This window comes from Streptomyces sp. NPDC046870 (genome assembly GCF_040704595.1).
Lineage (GTDB): Bacteria > Actinomycetota > Actinomycetes > Streptomycetales > Streptomycetaceae > Streptomyces > Streptomyces argyrophylli.
In genome coordinates this window covers 427,963-444,635 of sequence record NZ_JBEYXM010000002.1, presented here as the reverse complement: position 1 = coordinate 444,635, position 16,673 = coordinate 427,963, and the positions used below count along the sequence as shown (strand labels likewise).

The following is a 16,673-nucleotide window of genomic DNA, read 5'->3' as shown; positions in this document are numbered from 1 at the left end:
CTGACCAGCGATCGTCACGACCGGCCGCGGTGAACGGCCCACCGGGCCCCGCCGGGCGCGGGGCCCGGTCGCCGCACGGACCGGCCCGGCACCGGCCGCCCGCCTCGCCGGCGACCGCCGCCGGGACGTGCACGTCAGGCGCCGGGTTCGCCCTGCCCCGTCCCGCCCCGGTCCTCCAGGTACCGGGTGTGGGACTCCTGACGGCGGGCCTCGGTCTCGCCGAGCTCCGCCGCGAGCCGCTCGGCCTCCCGCCGCAGCAGATCGAGCTGCCGCTCCAGATGGCGTTCGGGAGGCTCGGTGCCCGGCGCCAGACGCGTCCACCAGCGGGTGCGGACGAAGGCGTCCACGGCCTCCGGGAGGTCCTGCCGCACCGCCCGGGAGACGGTGTGCACGGCCTCCGGGTCCCGGCCGAGCGCCTCGGCGGCCCAGCCCGGTTCCAGCAGCGCGCCCAGCAGACCGGTCAGCGCGCCGAGCCGGGTGGCGGCCCCGGGCGGCAGGTCGACGTCCGCGAGGTAGCCGCCGAGCCGGCCGAAGTCGGCGCGCAGCTCCTCCAGTTGGTCCGACGGGCTCGGGAAGTCCGGCGGGGCGGGCCGCTCCGGCGGGGCGATGAGCGCGCCCGCGCCGTACAGCCCGGCCACCACGACCGGCCAGTACGGTCCCGCGACCCCGGTGAAGGTCAGCACCAGACCGAGCAGCCCGCAGGCGCCGCCGGTGAGGTTCTTGCGGGACTCCAGATAGCCGAGGACCTCACTGGTAGCCACGGATCTCCTCGAAGGCGCCGTCCAGCGAGCCCTGCCGGGCGTCGAAGAGGCGGCCGCCGGTCAGGTCGGCGATGTGCCGCAGTGCGGAGCGGGAGGAGTCGCCGAACAGGATCGGGAAGACCGGGATGTCCCGCCGGTCGCGGCCCAGGGCGCGGTAGAAGCCGTCGAAGTCGCCGGCCTCGGCGCCCGCGGTGTTCTCCCCGTCGGTCATCAGCACGATCGAGGTGAACGTGTCCCGGTCGGCGCCGAGATGGTCGTACGCCTGCTCCAGCGAGGTGTAGACGGCGGTGCCGCCGTCGGCGCTGAGGGCTTCGGTGTCCCGGCGGATCGCGGCGAGCCCGGCCCCCGGGTCCTCCGGGTCGACGACATGGGTGCGCACGCTCTTCACGTCCGAGCCGAACGGCATCAGCGTCACCTCCTCCCGGTCCCGGAAGTCGCCGGTGAGCCCGGCCAGCGCCTTCTTCAGCGCGGCGAGCCGGTCGCCCTCCATGGAGCCGGAGGTGTCCAGGACGTACACCGTGCGCGAGGGGCGGCGCAGTTCGTTCTCGTACGAGTCCAGCAGCCCGTCGGCCACCGAGCGGCTGCCGGGGAAGGGCAGTTCACGGCGCCGGCCGGTGTCGAGCCCGGCGGCGGGCCGCACCGAGGGCACGACCGGCCGGCGGTGCGTGGTGTCGGTGATCAGCTTCTGCACGGCGCCGGTGCGCAGGTCCGCGGTCACCTTGCGGACGTCCTCGCGGGTGCGGGCGTCGGTGGACGCGAGCGAGGAGAGCGGGTAGTCGGCGGTGACGACGCCGTCGCGGGGGCGGATCACGGTGAGGCCCGGGATGCCCTTGAGGACGGACTCGTAGTTGAGCAGGGCGTCGACGGTGCCGCGCCGCCGGTAGGCGGAGGCGAGCCAGCCCGACGAGCCCGAGGTCAGCTTCTGGCCCCGGAAGAACTCCTTCAGCCGGGGCGTCGCCTTCGCCACGTCGGCGTCGGTGAGCGCGGACTGGGCGCCGGAGAGGGCGGAGGCGACCGACACCAGCGTGGCGAAGCCCGAGTTGGAGCGGGCCGGGTCGGTCATGCCGTAGGTCAGCTTCCCGTCCTGGACGGCCTGCTCCACCCGGGACCAGGTGACGTCCTCGGGCTTCCAGCCGAGCTCCCGCACGGTGGCCGTCCGGACGCCGACGGCGACCGGGCTGGACATGACGGGAGTCTCGGACACCACCTTCTTCGCCGCCTCGGGCCGCAGCCGCAGGTAGTCGTCCGACGACAGCCACAGCGCGTCGTACGCCCCGTCCGCCTTCCCCCGGGCCAGCAGGTCGACGGCGTCCAGGGTGCCCATGTAGGTGGGCCGGACGGTGATGCCGGTGTCCTCGCGGACGCGGTCGAAGACGGCGGTCATGTCGCTGAGTTCGCTGGAGGCGAGGACCCGGAGCGTGCCGGGCTCCGGCGCGTTCGCGTCGTCGTCGGCGTCCTGCGAGGTGCACGCGCCCAGCAGGCCGGCGGTGACGGCGACCACGGCGATCAGAGAGCGCCGTCTCATCCGAGGCCCCCCTCCAGCGCGCCCTGGGCGCGGCTGCGCTCCAGGTGGGCGGATGCGCCGCGCAGTTCGTCCGTGAGGGACTGGACGGTGCTCGCCATGACCTCGGTCGCCTGCACCTTGTAGCTGTCGATGGCGTCGAGGGTGCGGTAGATCTGCTGGAACGCCGCGCGCAGGGTCTCCGCGCCGACCGCCGGGTCGGCGGCGATGCGCTGGATCTCGCCGCTCTGCGTGGCGAGCATCTCGGCGTTGCCCCGGATGAGGTCCTCGGTGGTCCCGCGCAACGCGTTGACCTGCTCGACGACCTTCTTCTGGCTGTCCAGGGCGGAGGCCAGCATCACGGAGATGCGCAGCGCCGAGACGGTGGTCGTGGCGGCCCGGTCGACCCCCTTGACCAGTTCGTCGTTGTTGCGGCGCACGACGTCCATGGCGAGGTAGCCCTGCGCGCACACCGCGAGCTGGGTGAGCAGGTCCTGGTGCTTCTGCCGGACCGGGAAGAGCACGTCGGCACGGAGGGCGTCGGCCTCCTGCGGGTCGCCGGTCCCGGCGATGTGCTCCTCCACGGCGGCGTCCAGGGCCTGGGTGAGGACCACGTACTCCTGGAGCTTGCCCATCGTCTCCCACAGCCGCACCCGCTCGGTCTGCAACGCGGCGTTGTCCCGGCGCAGTTCGTCCTGCCCGCCGCGCAGCGCGCCCACGATCCGGTTCAGGTTGCCCTGCGCGGAGGCGTACTTGGCGAGGTGGTCGCGCAGCTTGTTGCCGCCGGGCAGCCTGGACAGGAACCTGCGCCCCTTGTTCGCGGGCAGGTCCCGCGGGTCCAGGTCCTCCACCACGCGGCGCAGTTCCACGAGCGAGCCGGCCACCTTGCCCTGGGCGTCCCCGCCCCTGTCGGGCAGGCTGCGCACGGCCCGCTCCAGCATGCGGTTGGACTGGACGGCGGCGGTGCGCATCTCACCGGAGCCGAGCGCGGTGATCTCGCCGACCTTGCCCGCGAACTCGGGCGAGCGGGCGTCGAGCGCGGCGAGCTGCTCGACGAAGGCGGTGGCCTTGCGGGCCATGTCGGTGCGCACCGCGTCCTCGACGGGCACCAGACCGCCGGCCTTCTCCCTGGGCACGGGCGGTACGGGGTCGGGCGGGGTGAGCTGGAAGTCGCTGTCGGTCATGCGGTGGGTCCCCCGTGTCATCCGCGGGCCCGGCGGGCCATCTCGTGCAGCACCGCGGAGGTGGGCACGGGCGCCTGCCGGACACCGGTGAGCTTCTGGTTGAGGTAGGCGGCGCGGCCGGCGGTGGCCGCGACGAACTCGGCGGCGTCGCCCTGCGGCCTGAATCCGTGCCGGACGGCGAGCCTGCGCAGGGCCGGGTCGGTGCTGAGCAGCTCCCCGAGCGCCCGGCCGTCCGCGTCCAGCGGTACGACGGTGTGGTCGCTGTTGACGGTGGTGTCCGGGTACAGCACCACGAGGTCGTCCACGTCGTGCTGCTCCGCGAGGAGCGCCGCGACCTGCGACTCGTACACCAGCACCAGCGGGTTGCCGGCGCCGCTGACGAAGTCCCGGAACACCGCGTCCGTGCTGGACTGCTGGGCGCCCTGCACGCTGACCAGCTTGTGCAGCAGGGGAGCGGTGCGGTCGAGGTCGGCCTTGCCGGCGACCACCTTGCCGCCGTTGGCCACGTAGGAGGCGGCGGCGAGGTAGAGGGCGCCGGAGTTGGACGACTCGGGGTCGGTGCTGGCGATGTACAGGGTGCCCGTCAGCTCGCCGTGGGCCTTGGCGCCCTTGAGCTGCTGCCAGGTGCGGTCGTGCCGGGCGGCGTCCACGTAGGCGCCCGTCCTCAGCGTGCCGCGGTTCTTCCCGTCGAGCACCGCCAGTCCGTTGGCGGCGAGCACGTCGGCGGCGCCGCGGTGGGCCACGACGACGAGCGGCGAGTAGAAGGGCCGGGGCAGGGGCTCCTGGACGTGGTACTTGCGCGCCAGCTGGTCGGCGGGTGCCTGGCTGGACGGGAAGGCGAAGTCGTACCCCTCGAGGTCCAGCCCCTCCATGGCCCAGGACCCGGAGGCCTCGGTCCTGACGGTGTAGCCCTTGGCGGCGAGGGCCTTCACCACGTCGGGATCGGAGAAGAAGTCGGCCTTCTCCGATCCGATCACACCACGCACGGTCTTCGTTGCCGTGCCCTTGTCCTCCCCTTGCCGGCCCGCGACGACGGCGGCCACCACGCCACCGATCAGCAGAACCGCGAGGACGATTCCCGCGATACGTCTCACGCCGGGGAGCGTGCTCCCGGAACCCCACGTTCCCCACGCATCGAGATGAACGGGGCGTGACGTCCCGTTCCCGGTATGCAACCGGAAGTCATCCCTCCGGAACGGGGCGGCGACGCCGGGTCGGCGGAGAGTGCCGGTCACCCCTTTCCCGCCACAGCGGCGCTCACCCGCACACACCTGGCCGGCGGTCTGCGTAGCGCTCGGCCACGAGGGATCGGCGCCCCGCGGAAAGAAACACACGGCACTCCCGACCCGGCCGAAGCCGAGCGCAGCGTATGGCGCCCGGTCCGCGCGTCGCTGCGGGTGCACGCGGACTGGGGCCGATCGGGGGACCCCCGCGGGGGTCAGGCGGTGCTGAGCTCCTTGGGGTCGGCGGACAGCGCGGCGGTGTGCGCGTCCATCCGCTCGGCCGAGAGGATCGCCGCCGCCGTGTCGGCGCGGGACGCGGCCACCACGAGCGCGCGCCCGGCGAGGGCGTGCGCTCGCCGGTGCAGGGCGCCGGGGTCACCGGCGGCGGCCGGCGCCGCCCGCAGCGGGGTACGCCCTCCCCGCAGCCGGGCCACCTGCGCCGCGAGGCGCTCCGCTGCCGTGTCCAGGTCGGCGGACGGGGACAGCGCGCGCAGCTCGTCGGTGACCGCGAGCAGCGCCGCCAGGTGCCCGGCGAGCTGGATGTCCAGCTCCTCCTCGCGCGACCGGTGGGGGAAGTCCGAGGTGGTGCCGGCCATCGTGCTGTGGACCGACTTGGTGCGGATCGGCTCGTACATGGGGGATGGCCTCCTGTGCTCTGACAGGAAACCATCTTAGCTTGGATTTCGTCTAAAGTTGAGTCGGATCACGGAGCGGGGCCCGTCGACTACGGCTGGCTGTATCCGTCCAGGAAGGTGCCGATGCGGGTCACCGCGTCCCGCAGGTCCCCCACCGTCGGCAGCGTCACCACCCGGAAGTGATCCGGCTCCGGCCAGTTGAAGCCCGTGCCCTGGACGACCATGATCTTCTCCTTGCGGAGCAGGTCCAGGACCATCCGCCGGTCGTCCTTGATCTTGAAGACGTCGGGGTCCAGCCGCGGGAACAGGTACAGCGCGCCCTTCGGCCGTACGCAGCTCACCCCCGGAATCCGCGTCAGCAGCTCGTACGCGGTGTCCATCTGCTCCTTCAGCCGACCGCCCGGCAGCACCAGGTCGTTGATCGTCTGGCGTCCGCTGAGTGCGGCGACCACCCCGTGCTGCCCCGGCATGTTCGCGCACAGCCGCATGTTCGCCAGGATCGTCAGGCCCTCGATGTAGGAGTCGGCGTGGGCGCGCGGGCCCGAGATCGACATCCAGCCGACGCGGTAGCCGGCCACCCGGTACGCCTTCGACATGCCGTTGAAGGTGAGGGTGAGCAGGTCGGGGGCGACCTTCGCGGTCGGGGTGTGCGTGGCGCCGTCGTAGAGGATCTTGTCGTAGATCTCGTCGGAGCAGACCAGCAGGTTGTGCCGGCGGGCGATGTCCGTCAGGCCCCGGAGCACCGTCTCGTCGTAGACCGCGCCGGTGGGGTTGTTCGGGTTGATGATGACGATCGCCTTGGTGCGGTCGGTGACCTTGCGCTCGACGTCGGCGAGGTCCGGCATCCAGTCGGACTGCTCGTCGCAGCGGTAGTGCACCGCCGTACCGCCGGAGAGGGACACGGCCGCCGTCCACAGCGGGTAGTCCGGGGCCGGTACGAGCACCTCGTCGCCGTCGTCCAGCAGGCCCTGCATCGCCATCACGATCAGCTCGGAGACGCCGTTGCCGATGAAGACGTGCTCGACGTCGGTCTCGATGCCGAGGGTCTGGTTGTGCATCACGACCGCGCGGCGGGCGGCCAGCAGCCCCTTGGCGTCGCCGTAACCGTGCGCGGTGGAGACGTTGCGGAGGATGTCCTCCAGGATCTCCGGGGGGCACTCGAAGCCGAAGGCGGCGGGGTTGCCGGTGTTGAGCTTGAGGATGCGGTGGCCCGCCGCCTCAAGCCGCATGGCCTCCTCGAGAACCGGGCCCCGGATCTCGTAACAGACGTTGGCGAGCTTGGTCGACTGGATCACCTGCATGTGCGTGAGCTTACGACCCGGTAACGCCTCATGGCTCGTGTTTTCCGCCACGTGAGACACGGAGATTTGCCCGGATATCACCGTCGGCTGTCTCAGGAGTCGCTTGCGTCCCTACAATTCGCTGGCATGTCCACGGAACGGGAGTACGAGGCGGGGGCGGACGGCATGGACGGAGCGGGCGGCGTGTCCGGGACCCGGCCGAACGTGTACCACCCGCAGCCGGCTCCGGCCCCCGCGTACGAGCAGTACGCCGACCCCGCCGCCGCGCACGGCTGGCAGAACGCCTACGACGCGACCCGCGAACTGTCCGCCCTGCCCGAGGCCGGCGAGGTTGTCGGGGCTCAGGGGGCTCAGGGGGCTCAGGGGGGCGATGAGACGGCGCGGACCGTTGCGTCGCTCGGAGCCGAGGACCACGCGGAAGCGACGCGTCCGTTCGATCCGTTCGGCCCCGTCGCGGCCACCGGCGTGCCCGGCGGGGGCCGGGCCGGCCGGCGGCGGGCCGCGCGCCGCGCGGGCGGCCGGCGCCGGGTGGCGATCGTCGCCGGAGTCCTCGGCGTGGCCGGCGCCGTGGCCGCGTTCGCCATGCTCGGCGGCTCGGGCTCCCCGGCCGGCGCGCGCCCCGAGGACGGCAAGGGCGCCGGCGTCGGCTCCGCCCCCGCGAGCCCGCGCGGGGACACCGGCTCGCCGGGCGTGACTGCCCCGGAGTCCGGCGATCCCGCGCCGTCGCACCCGGCCGGCCCCTCGGCAACCGTCGCCGGGGGAGAGGCGAACAGCGGGACGGCCGACGGTCCGGCGGCCACCACCACACCCTCGGCGCCGGGCGGTTCCCTGTCGGCCACACCGACGCCGACGACGACACCGACCCCCACGGTGACGGCGTCGTCCGGCACGCCGCAGACATCACCGTCCGGCACCCCCGGCCGGGGCCACGGCCACGGCCACGGCACGACGAAACACCCAGGCTGAGGGCCGACCCGCAGCGTGCCGCACCACGCCTCCGCCGCCAGGCGCGTCACCGTCCGGGCCGCCGGCAGGGGCCACGGCACCACGAATCTCCGGCGGCGGGGGCCGGGTTGCCGACCGTCGCGCCTCGGCGGCCCCGCCACCGCTGCCGCCCGTCTGTGGGGGACCGCCGCGCTCTGGGCACCAGGCGTGTCGCCGTCCGGCACCTGCGGCAGGGGTCACGTGATCGCGAACCGCCCACGCTGAGAGCCGGGTTGCCGACCATTGTGCCTTCGTGGTCCCGCCGCCGCTGCCCGTCCGTGGCGGTCACCGCCGCGCCCTCGGCATCAGGCGCACAGCCGTCCGGCGCCGCCGGCAGGAATCGCGGCATCACGAACCACCTGCGCTGAGGCCCGGGTTGCCGACCCTTGCCCCTCGGTGGCCCCATCGCTGCCGCCCGGCTCCACGAAGCGCCCCTGCCGGGCGCCGCGCCCCTGCCGTCCGCACAGGGAAACCCCTATGACCTGACGCCGTGTCTTGTCGCCGCCCCTCCTCGACATTGAGAATGCGCATGACAACCGAGTGGGCGACCGGAGTACTCCGGTCGCCCAAGTCGTAAGAGGGGACCCCCACATGAAGAAGCCTCTCGTCGCCGCGCTCTCCTCCCTGGCCCTGGCAGGGCTGGGCGCGACCCCGGCGATGGCCGCCCCGCACACCACCGCCCCGCACACCACCGCCCCGCACCCCGCCAAGGCCGCCGCGGTCACCGTCGACTTCGCCGGCACCGTCTCGCTCAGCAACTGCTCCGGCTCCGTCATCCGCTTCCCGGGCTCCGCCGACACCGACCCGGCCCTGGTGCTGACGAACGGTCACTGCCTGGAGACCGGCTTCCCGGCCCCCGGCGAGGTCATCACCGGCCAGTCCTCCAGCCGTACCTTCGGCCTGCTGAACTCCGCCGGCACCAAGGTCGCCACCCTCCGCGCCAACCAGGTCGTCTACTCGACGATGACGGACACGGACGTCACGATCTACCGCACCACCACCACGTACGCGGCGATCAGGAGCTCCTACGGCATCAGCCCGCTCACCGTGCAGGACACGCACCCGGTCGCCGGCACCGCCATCAAGGTGGTCTCCGGCTACTGGAAGCGCATCTACAGCTGCAACATCGACGGGTTCGTGTACCGGCTGAAGGAGGGCGACTGGACCTGGAAGGACTCGGTCCGCTACACCTCCGCCTGCAACACCATCGGCGGCACCTCCGGCTCCCCGGTCGTCGACACCGCCACCGGCAAGGTCGTCGCCGTCAACAACACCGGCAACGAGGACGGCCAGCGGTGCACGGAGAACAACCCGTGCGAGGTCGACGCCAACGGCACCGTCACCGTCCGCCAGGGCATCAACTACGCCGAGGAGACCTACAACATCCCGGCCTGCTTCACCACCGGCAACAAGCTCAACCTGAGCGCCGCCGGCTGCACCCTGCCCAAGCCGTAGGCGCGGTTCACACTGGCGTACGGCGGACGGACCGTCCCGCCAGGACGTCCGTCCGCCTGCCGTCCTCGATGACGAACCGTCCGTCGACCAGCACGTACGGGATGCCGGACGGCAGCCCGCGGGGCTCGGTGAAGGTGGCGCCGGACGCGACCGTCCCCGGGTCGAACAGGACCAGGTCGGCCCGGTAGCCCTCGCGCACCAGCCCGCGGTCCGGCAGCCGCAGCCGCGCCGCGGGCCGGGAGGTGAGGTGGGCCACGCACTCCTCCAGCGTCAGCACCCCCAGCTCCCGCACGTAGTGGCCGAGGTAGTGCGGGAAGGTGCCGTACGCGCGCGGGTGCGGCTTGCTGCCGCGCAGGATGCCGTCGGAGCCGCCGGTGTGCGCGCGGTGCCGCATGATCGCGCGGACGTTCTCCTCGTGGCCGACGTGCTGGAGGACGGTCGTCCCGAGCCGGTCCCCGACCAGCAGCCGGTGCGCCGTGGCCCAGGGGGTCTCGCCGCGCAGCCGCGCCGCCTGCCGGACCGTACGGCCCACGGCGTCGGCCAGGGCCGGATCGGTCACCCCGGAGATCTCGACCGTGTCCCACTCCACCGGCACGCCGTGGCAGCCGTCCGAGCCGGTGACCTCCAGGTCGTGCCGGATCCGCTCGGCCGTCGCCGGGTCGGTGAGCCGGGCCAGGATCTCCTCCGGGCCGCCCTCGCTGGCCCAGCTCGGCAGCAGCGCGGCCAGCGTGGTGCAGCCGGGGGTGTAGGGATAGGTGTCGAGGGTGATGTCCGCGCCCTCGTCCAGGGCCCGGTCGAGCAGGGCGAGCAGTTCCGGAGCCCGGCCCTTGTTGACGCCGAAGTTCATCGTCGCGTGCGCGAGGTGCAGCGGGCAGCCCGCCTCCCGGGTCAGGCCGACCATCTCGGCGTACGCCTCCAGGGCGCCGGCGCCGTAGGAGCGGTGGTGCGGGCAGTAGTAGCCGCCGTAGGACGCCACCACGCGGCACAGCTCGGTCAGTTCGGCGTTCCGGGCGTACATCCCGGGCGTGTACGTCAGCCCCGAGGACAGCCCGACCGCGCCCTGTTCCAGCCCCTCGGCCACCAACCGCCGCATCCGGTCCAGCTCTTCGGGGGTCGCCTCGCGGTCCTCCCAGCCGACGACGAGGGCCCGGACCGTGCCCTGCGGGATCAGGTAGGCCGCGTTCACGGCGATGCCCCGGTCCAGCCGGTCCAGGTACTCGCCGACGCTCCGCCAGTCGAAGTCGACGTCCTCGCCGTACCCGTTCCAGCCGGTGATCGCCCGGCGCACCTCCTCCAGCGTGCGGTCGTCCACCGGGGCGTACGACAGCCCGTCCTGGCCCAGCACCTCCAGCGTGACCCCCTGCGCCGCCTTCGCGCTGTGGTCGGGGTCGCGCAGCAGGGCCAGGTCGGAGTGGGCGTGCATGTCGATGAAGCCGGGGGAGAGGACCAGGCCCTCCGCGTCGATCTCCCGCATGGCGTCCGGGCGCTGGCAGCCCGCCGCCGCGGCCTCCTTGACGATCGAGACGATCCGGCCGGCGTCGATCACGACATCGGCGCGGTAGGCGTCCGCCCCGCTGCCGTCGACGACGTCGGCGTCCCGGATGACCAGGTCCTCCACGAGGGCCTCCTAGAAGAACGTACGGATGTAGTCGACGACCGTGCCGTCCGCCTCGGCGACCGGGATCAGCTGCCACTTGTCGAAGGACGTGCACGGGTGGGACAGGCCGAAGCCGATCCAGTCACCGACCGCCAGGTCGGCCTCCGGGTCCGTGCGCAGCCAGGCGTGCTGGTCGGAGAGCCCGGTCACGGTGATGCCGGTCGCCGGGCGCTCCTCGCCGTCCCGGCGCACCACCTGGGCGGTGGGCAGGTCCAGGTCGTAGGCCGCGTCGCGCTTGCCCGCGTCGGCGAAGGCCTGCTCGGGCGTCGGCCGGGAGACGACCCGCGCCCACAGCCGGAAGGCGGGCTCCAGGGCGCCCTCCTCGGGCACCCGGCCGAACGGGGTGAGCCTGCGGTAGTGCCCGTCGTCGTGCGAGACGTACGCGCCCGAGCGCAGCAGCTTCAGTACGGGCCTCGACAGTTCGGGGATCCCGGCGAAGACGTCGGCGACGGCGTCGAACCAGGCGCTGCCGCCCGCGCTCACCACGATCTCCCCGGCCTCGTCGAAGCGGCCGTCCTTGTCGAGGCCGGCGGCGAGCGCCACCAGCCGCAGCAGATACGCCCGCACGCGCTCCGGATCGGCCCCCGGCACCTCGCCCTCGTACCCCGCCACGCCGACCAGGCGCAGGGTCGGTACGGCGGCCACGGCCGCGGCGACGGCCGCGCACTCCGCCTCCGTGCGCACACCCGTCCGGGCCCCTTCGCCCGCGCCCAGCTCGATCACGACGTCCACCGGACGGGCCGTGCCGGCGAGGGCCGCGTCCATCAGCTCCACCCCGCGCACGGAGTCGACGTAACAGACGAACCGGAACTCCGGGTCGGCGGCCAGCTCGCCGGCGATCCAGCGCAGGGCGGGCGCGCCCACCAGCTCGTTGGCGAGGAAGACCCGCTGGACACCGAACGCGCGGGCCACCCGCACCTGGTGCGGCACCGCCAGCGTGATCCCCCAGGCGCCGTGCTCGATCTGGCGGTGGAAGAGCTGCGGGGCCATGGAGGTCTTGCCGTGCGGGGCGAAGGCGAGACCGTGCCGGGCGGTGTACGCCTCCATCAGCGCCAGGTTGTGCTCCAGGCGCTCGGCGGACAGCGCGAGGACGGGAGTGGTGAAGCCGTCGCCGTCCCGGAATAGGTTGCGGCGCTGGGCGGCCAGCTCGGCGACGGTCAGGCCGTCGGCGTCCGGGGGGAGCCCCTTGAAGCGGTGGTCGACGCGTTCCTCGGACAGGCGGGTGAGCGCTTCGGTGCCCATGGAGCCCCTCTCCAGCGTTGCAGCTAATGCAACGACCATTGCGTGTTCTGCTTACCGGTGTCTAGCATCTCGCCGAACACCGGGTCAACGGATCCGCCGGCCTGGCGATCGACAGGAGTCATCATCAACGACGCTGCTTACGCCTCGGCCGTTGCGCACCCGCGTACTGTCATGGACGTGGACGTGGTGGCGCTCGGTGAGTCCATGGTCACCTTCCTGCCCAGCCGGCCCGGCCGCCTCGCCGACGTCCCCTCCTTCGACCGGGCCATCGGCGGCGCCGAGTCCAACGTCGCCTGCGCCCTGGCCGCGTTCGGGCACACGGCACGCTGGGTCAGCCGCGTCGGCGCGGACGGCTTCGGCGACCACCTGCTGGAGCGGATCGCCGGGTACGGCGTCGACGTCACCGCCGTGGACCGCGACCCCGCCCGGCCCACGGGCGTCTACTTCCGCACCGCCGGGGACCGGGGAACGGGCGCGCACGAGGTGGCGTACTACCGGGCCGGCTCGGCGGCGTCGGCGATGTCCGTGACCAACGTGGACCTCACGGCGGCCCGCGCGGCCCGCGTCCTGCACCTGACCGGCATCACCGCCGCGCTGTCGCGGGAGTGCCGGGAACTGCTGCACGAGCTGACGGCCCCCGTCCCGGGGCGCCCGCTGGTGTCCTTCGACGTGAACCACCGCCCGGGGCTGTGGAGGGACGGCGAGGACGCCCGGCTCCTGCTGGACCTGGCCCGGCGCGCGGACATCGTGTTCGTGGGCGCGGACGAGGCGGAGCAGGCATGGGGCGTCACGGGCGGCCCCGAGGCCGTCCGCGGGCTGCTGCCCGAGCCGGCGGCGCTGGTGGTGAAGCAAGGGGCGCAGGGTGCGACGGCCTTCGCGCGTCCGCTGCCCTCGGGCGGTGGCGCCGCGCGGGCGGCGGACGTCCCCGGGAAGGACGGCGCCCCGTCGGCGCCCGGCCGCGCGGCCGGTCCCCGGCCCGATGCCACCCCGCCCGCCTTCGTACCCGCCCTCAGCACAGCGGTCGTGGCGACCACCGGCGCCGGGGACGCCTTCGCCGCCGGCTTCCTCTCGGCGACCCTGCGGGGGCTGACCGTCAAGGACCGGCTCCGCTACGGCCACCTCTTCGCCGCCGCCGCCCTCACCACCCCCGGCGACCTGGCCGCGCCCCCCGCCCGCGGCCACGCCGACCGCCTCGCCGCCCTGGACGACGACGCATGGGGGAGACTTCGACTCGGCCCCGGCTGGACGCAAGCCGAGCAGGCCGAGGAGGAGGCGAACATCCCATGAGTCAGACCGTCGACCGCGCCCTGAGCATCCTGCCGCTGCTCGCCGAGGGCCCCGCCGACCTCGGCCAGGTGGCCGACCGCCTCGGCGTGCACAAGTCCACGGCCCTGCGCCTCCTGCGCACCCTGCACGAACACGGCCTGGTCTACCGCCAGTCCGACCAGCGCTACCGCCTCGGCGCCCGCCTCTTCGCCCTCGCGCAGGAGGCGATGGAGAACCTCGACATCCGCGAGATCGCGCACCCCCACCTCGTACGGCTGAACGAACAGTGCGGCCACACCGTCCACCTCGCCGTGTACGAGGAGAACGAGGTGCTGTACATCGACAAGGTCGACAGCCGCTACCCGGTCCGCATGTACTCGCGGATCGGCAAGCCCGTCGCCATCACCGTCGCCGCCGTGGCCAAGCTGCTCCTCGCCGACCTGCCCGAAACCGAGCGCCGCGCCCTTGCCGAGCGGCTCGACTACCCCCTGTACACGGCCCGTTCGACCCCCCACGCCGAGGCCTTCCTGAAGGAGCTGGCCACGGTGCGCGAACAGGGCTGGGCCACCGACCTCGGTGGCCACGAGGAGTCCATCAACTGCGTCGCCGCCCCGATCCGCGGCGCCGACGGCCGGGTGGTCGCCGCCATGTCGGTCTCCGCGCCGAACGTGGTCGTCACCGCCGAGGAACTCCTCACCCTGCTCCCGCTGGTGCGCCGTACGGCGGACGCCATCAGCGGCGAGTACTCCGGACGCACCCCAGTGAAGGACCGCACCGCATGACCGACAAGATCGCCCTCACCCCGAAGACCCACACCACCCCGCCCGCGAAGTTCTCGCACGGCGTGCGCAAGGGCAACATCCTCCAGGTCGCCGGCCAGGTCGGCTTCCTGCCCGCCGAGGAGGGCAGGCCCCCGACGCCCGCCGGTCCCACGCTGCGCGAGCAGACCCTGCAGACCCTCGCCAACGTCAAGGCGATCCTGGAGGAGGGCGGCGCCGGCTGGGACGACGTGATGATGATCCGCGTCTACCTCACCGACGTGGACCACTTCGCCGAGATGAACGAGATCTACAACGCCTACTTCGAGGAGCAGGGCCTCACCCAGCCGCCCGCCGCCCGCACGACCGTCTACGTCGGTCTGCCGGCCGGCCTCCTCATCGAGATCGACGCCCTCGCCGTCCTCGGCTGACGAGCCCTCACCCCCCTCACCCCCCTCACCCCCCTCACCCCCCTTACCTCCCGCACGTGCTGTACGGCACGGCACCTCATGGGGCGCCGTGCCGCGCTCCCCCCTGCCCGAAAGCAGTATGCATTTACGTAGAGGACCCCCGTATGTCCTATCCGCTCGCCGCCCCCGCTCCCGCTCCCGCCGCACCACCCCACACCGGAGGCCTGCTCCTCCTCGTCGACGGCACGGCCGGACTGCTCACGGTCGCCGCCGTGGGCATCGCCCTGCTCCTCTTCCTGATCATCAAGGCCAGGCTCCAGCCGTTCGTCGCGCTGCTCGCCGTCTCCATAGCCGTCGGCCTGCTGGCCGGCCTGTCGGTCACCGAACTCTTCGGCACGGTCCAGCGCTCGGACGCGGTGTCCACCATCGAGTCCGGCATGGGCGGCATCCTCGGCCACGTCGCGATCATCATCGGCCTCGGCACCATGCTCGGCGCCGTCCTGGAGGTCAGCGGCGGCGCGGAGGTACTGGCCTCGCGCCTGCTCGCCCTGTTCGGCGAGCGCCGGGCCCCCCTCGCCATGGGCCTGACCGGCCTGATCTTCGGCATCCCGGTCTTCTTCGACGTCGGCATCTTCGTCCTCGCGCCGATCGTCTACGCCGCCGCCAAGCGGAGCGGCAGGTCCATCCTCCTGTACTGCCTGCCCCTGCTGGCCGGCCTGTCGATGACCCATGCCTTCCTGCCCCCGCACCCTGGCCCGGTGGCCGCCGCCGGACTGCTCCACGTCGACCTCGGCTGGGTCATCCTCATGGGCGTCGTCTGCGGCATCCCCGCCGTGCTGGCCGCCTGGGCGTACTCCGCGTGGATCGGCCGCCGCCTCTTCGTCGCCGTACCGCAGGACATGGTGGAGGCTGCGGCGGAGGCGAAGCAGGCCGTCCTCCAGGAGCAGCGCGCCTCGGGTGCCGAACCGCGCGAGGAGCCGGTGCCGCTGGGCACGGTCCTCGCCATCATCGGCACACCGCTGATCCTGATCCTCGCCGCCACCTTCTCCTCGATCGCCCTGGACCCCTCCACCGGCCGCTCGGTCGTCGAGTTCTTCGGTCACCCCTTCGTCGCCCTGACGATCGCCCTCTTCCTCGCCTACTACCTGCTCGGCATCCGCCGCGGCTGGTCCCGCAAGTCCCTGGAGACGGTGTCCACGGCGTCCCTGAAGCCGATCGGCAACATCCTGCTGGTCGTCGGCGCGGGCGGCGTCTTCGGTGCCGTGCTGAAGGCGAGCGGGGTGGCGCAGGCGCTGTCGGACACGTTCCACGACGTGGGCCTGCCCGTCATCGTCCTGTCCTACCTGATCTCGCTCGTGCTGCGGGTCGCCCAGGGCTCGGCGACGGTCGCGATCGTCACGACGGCGGGCATCGTGGCGCCCCTGCTGAGCGAGGGCCACCACTCGCAGGCCTTCGTCGCCCTGGTCATCATGGCCATCTCGGCGGGGTCCATCTTCGCCTCGCACGTCAACGACGGCGGATTCTGGATGGTGGCCAAGTACTTCGGCATCAGCGAACGCGACACGCTGCGCACCTGGACGGTCCTGGAATCGGTGCTGTCACTGGCGGGGTTCGCGGTGGCGGCGGTGGTCAGCGTGTTCGTGAGCTGACTGGTTCCGGCACAGGGAAGTCGTCCATACTGCCGCCGTGGAGCAGCGCATAGGATCGAGCAGCGAGCCGACCGAGGCAGCGGAGCCGTTGAAGCCGGAGCTTTCGAAGGCCGGGCCGTCGAAGGCCGAACCCGTGAAGGCCGAGCCCGTGTTGGGCGCCGGTTTCGACCCGGCCTTCGTCCCGGGGATCACGGGTCCGGCGCCGACGGACGGGGTGACGAAGTCACCGGAGCCGGCGTCCGGGGCCGCACCGGTGGAGGACTCGGCACCGCCGTCGTCCTCCGACCCGGTGTCCTCCGAACCGGCGTCCCCTGAACGGGTGGACGCCGGGACCGACGCGGACGCGGACGTGGAGGACGAGGCCGGTGGCCCGGTCTTCGAGGCGTCCGACCGCCGGGCGCGGATAGTGGCCGACCGCAAGGGCGTCCGCCTCAGCCTGGACGAGGAGGCCTGCGAGTTCCGCTGGGACGAGATCGCGGCGGTGGAGACGGAGTCGCCCCGCTTCGGCAAGCGCTTCACGATCACCGTGCACACCCCTGACCGCCGCTGGTACCCGATCGAGATCGAGGCGGCGGCCAGGGCGCGCTTCAAGGAGTGGGACGAGCAGCTGGACGCGGTGCTCGACGCCTACTTCGAGGAGGCGTGAG

General features: G+C 73.0%; 15 protein-coding genes. 7 read left to right on the top strand and 8 right to left on the bottom strand.

Annotated elements, in window-relative coordinates; all coding sequences use genetic code 11:
- Positions 1 to 134 precede the first annotated feature (134 nt).
- From AB0946_RS06470 to AB0946_RS06445, 6 genes are all read right to left on the bottom strand, one after another.
- Entirely contained in the window at positions 135 to 761 is a 627-nt protein-coding gene (locus tag AB0946_RS06470; protein ID WP_366759469.1) for a hypothetical protein, read from the bottom strand.
- Entirely contained in the window at positions 748 to 2,286 is a 1,539-nt protein-coding gene (locus AB0946_RS06465; RefSeq protein ID WP_366759468.1) for a substrate-binding domain-containing protein, read from the bottom strand. The genes AB0946_RS06470 and AB0946_RS06465 overlap by 14 nt, the downstream gene beginning before the upstream one ends.
- Positions 2,283 to 3,446 carry a toxic anion resistance protein gene (locus tag AB0946_RS06460; RefSeq protein ID WP_366759467.1) on the bottom strand — a complete coding sequence of 388 codons (1,164 nt, stop codon included), beginning with the start codon at positions 3,444 to 3,446 and terminating at the stop codon, positions 2,283 to 2,285. Before AB0946_RS06460 ends, AB0946_RS06465 begins: the two co-directional genes overlap by 4 nt.
- Before the next feature lie 17 nt (positions 3,447 to 3,463).
- Entirely contained in the window at positions 3,464 to 4,540 is a 1,077-nt protein-coding gene (locus tag AB0946_RS06455; protein WP_366759466.1) for a substrate-binding domain-containing protein, read from the bottom strand.
- 344 nt (positions 4,541 to 4,884) lie between these two features.
- Complete coding sequence (locus AB0946_RS06450) at positions 4,885 to 5,304, bottom strand: hypothetical protein (RefSeq protein WP_366759465.1); 420 nt, start codon at positions 5,302 to 5,304, stop codon at positions 4,885 to 4,887.
- A gap of 89 nt (positions 5,305 to 5,393) precedes the next feature.
- The gene (locus tag AB0946_RS06445; protein ID WP_171153286.1) at positions 5,394 to 6,605 is read right to left on the bottom strand and encodes a pyridoxal phosphate-dependent aminotransferase; all 1,212 of its coding nucleotides are present in this window, start codon (positions 6,603 to 6,605) and stop codon (positions 5,394 to 5,396) included.
- Positions 6,606 to 6,731: 126 nt separating this feature from the next.
- Here AB0946_RS06445 and AB0946_RS06440 point away from each other — a divergent pair, with 126 nt between their 5' ends.
- On the top strand, positions 6,732 to 7,571 hold the full coding sequence (locus AB0946_RS06440) for a hypothetical protein (protein ID WP_366759464.1): 840 nt from the start codon (positions 6,732 to 6,734) through the stop codon (positions 7,569 to 7,571).
- A gap of 609 nt (positions 7,572 to 8,180) precedes the next feature.
- Positions 8,181 to 9,044, top strand: a complete 864-nt coding sequence (locus AB0946_RS06435) for a serine protease (protein ID WP_366759463.1) — start codon at positions 8,181 to 8,183, stop codon at positions 9,042 to 9,044.
- Between the two features lie 7 nt (positions 9,045 to 9,051).
- On the opposite strand, the gene AB0946_RS06430 is transcribed toward AB0946_RS06435, so the two are convergent.
- Positions 9,052 to 10,662 (bottom strand): D-aminoacylase, encoded by a 1,611-nt coding sequence (locus AB0946_RS06430; protein WP_366759462.1) that lies wholly within the window; start codon positions 10,660 to 10,662, stop codon positions 9,052 to 9,054.
- A gap of 9 nt (positions 10,663 to 10,671) precedes the next feature.
- Positions 10,672 to 11,943 carry an amino acid deaminase gene (locus tag AB0946_RS06425; protein ID WP_366759461.1) on the bottom strand — a complete coding sequence of 424 codons (1,272 nt, stop codon included), beginning with the start codon at positions 11,941 to 11,943 and terminating at the stop codon, positions 10,672 to 10,674.
- Positions 11,944 to 12,114: 171 nt separating this feature from the next.
- On the opposite strand from AB0946_RS06425, the gene AB0946_RS06420 reads away from it, so the two are divergent.
- The 5 genes from AB0946_RS06420 to AB0946_RS06400 all read left to right on the top strand — a co-directional run bounded on the left by AB0946_RS06420 (position 12,115) and on the right by AB0946_RS06400 (position 16,672).
- Entirely contained in the window at positions 12,115 to 13,230 is a 1,116-nt protein-coding gene (locus AB0946_RS06420) for a sugar kinase (protein ID WP_366759460.1), read from the top strand.
- A complete protein-coding gene (locus tag AB0946_RS06415; protein WP_366759459.1) occupies positions 13,227 to 13,991 on the top strand; it encodes an IclR family transcriptional regulator in 765 nt (254 codons plus the stop codon). Before AB0946_RS06420 ends, AB0946_RS06415 begins: the two co-directional genes overlap by 4 nt.
- Positions 13,988 to 14,398, top strand: coding sequence for a RidA family protein (locus tag AB0946_RS06410; RefSeq protein WP_366759458.1), 411 nt, complete (start codon positions 13,988 to 13,990; stop codon positions 14,396 to 14,398). Before AB0946_RS06415 ends, AB0946_RS06410 begins: the two co-directional genes overlap by 4 nt.
- Before the next feature lie 143 nt (positions 14,399 to 14,541).
- Complete coding sequence (locus AB0946_RS06405; RefSeq protein ID WP_366759456.1) at positions 14,542 to 16,026, top strand: gluconate:H+ symporter; 1,485 nt, start codon at positions 14,542 to 14,544, stop codon at positions 16,024 to 16,026.
- A gap of 133 nt (positions 16,027 to 16,159) precedes the next feature.
- A complete protein-coding gene (locus AB0946_RS06400; RefSeq protein ID WP_366759814.1) occupies positions 16,160 to 16,672 on the top strand; it encodes a hypothetical protein in 513 nt (170 codons plus the stop codon).
- Position 16,673 lies beyond the last annotated feature (1 nt).

Bases quoted from the DNA above. Each gene is read 5' to 3' on its own strand.
- AB0946_RS06405 (WP_366759456.1), top strand. From the start codon at position 14,542: ATGTCCTATCCGCTCGCCGCCCCCGCTCCCGCTCCCGCCGCACCACCC.
- AB0946_RS06420 (WP_366759460.1), top strand. From the start codon at position 12,115: ATGGACGTGGACGTGGTGGCGCTCGGTGAGTCCATGGTCACCTTCCTG.
- AB0946_RS06460 (WP_366759467.1), bottom strand. From the start codon at position 3,446: ATGACCGACAGCGACTTCCAGCTCACCCCGCCCGACCCCGTACCGCCC.
- AB0946_RS06415 (WP_366759459.1), top strand. From the start codon at position 13,227: ATGAGTCAGACCGTCGACCGCGCCCTGAGCATCCTGCCGCTGCTCGCC.
- AB0946_RS06465 (WP_366759468.1), bottom strand. From the start codon at position 2,286: ATGAGACGGCGCTCTCTGATCGCCGTGGTCGCCGTCACCGCCGGCCTG.
- AB0946_RS06445 (WP_171153286.1), bottom strand. From the start codon at position 6,605: ATGCAGGTGATCCAGTCGACCAAGCTCGCCAACGTCTGTTACGAGATC.
- AB0946_RS06425 (WP_366759461.1), bottom strand. From the start codon at position 11,943: ATGGGCACCGAAGCGCTCACCCGCCTGTCCGAGGAACGCGTCGACCAC.
- AB0946_RS06435 (WP_366759463.1), top strand. From the start codon at position 8,181: ATGAAGAAGCCTCTCGTCGCCGCGCTCTCCTCCCTGGCCCTGGCAGGG.
- AB0946_RS06410 (WP_366759458.1), top strand. From the start codon at position 13,988: ATGACCGACAAGATCGCCCTCACCCCGAAGACCCACACCACCCCGCCC.
- AB0946_RS06440 (WP_366759464.1), top strand. From the start codon at position 6,732: ATGTCCACGGAACGGGAGTACGAGGCGGGGGCGGACGGCATGGACGGA.
- AB0946_RS06450 (WP_366759465.1), bottom strand. From the start codon at position 5,304: ATGTACGAGCCGATCCGCACCAAGTCGGTCCACAGCACGATGGCCGGC.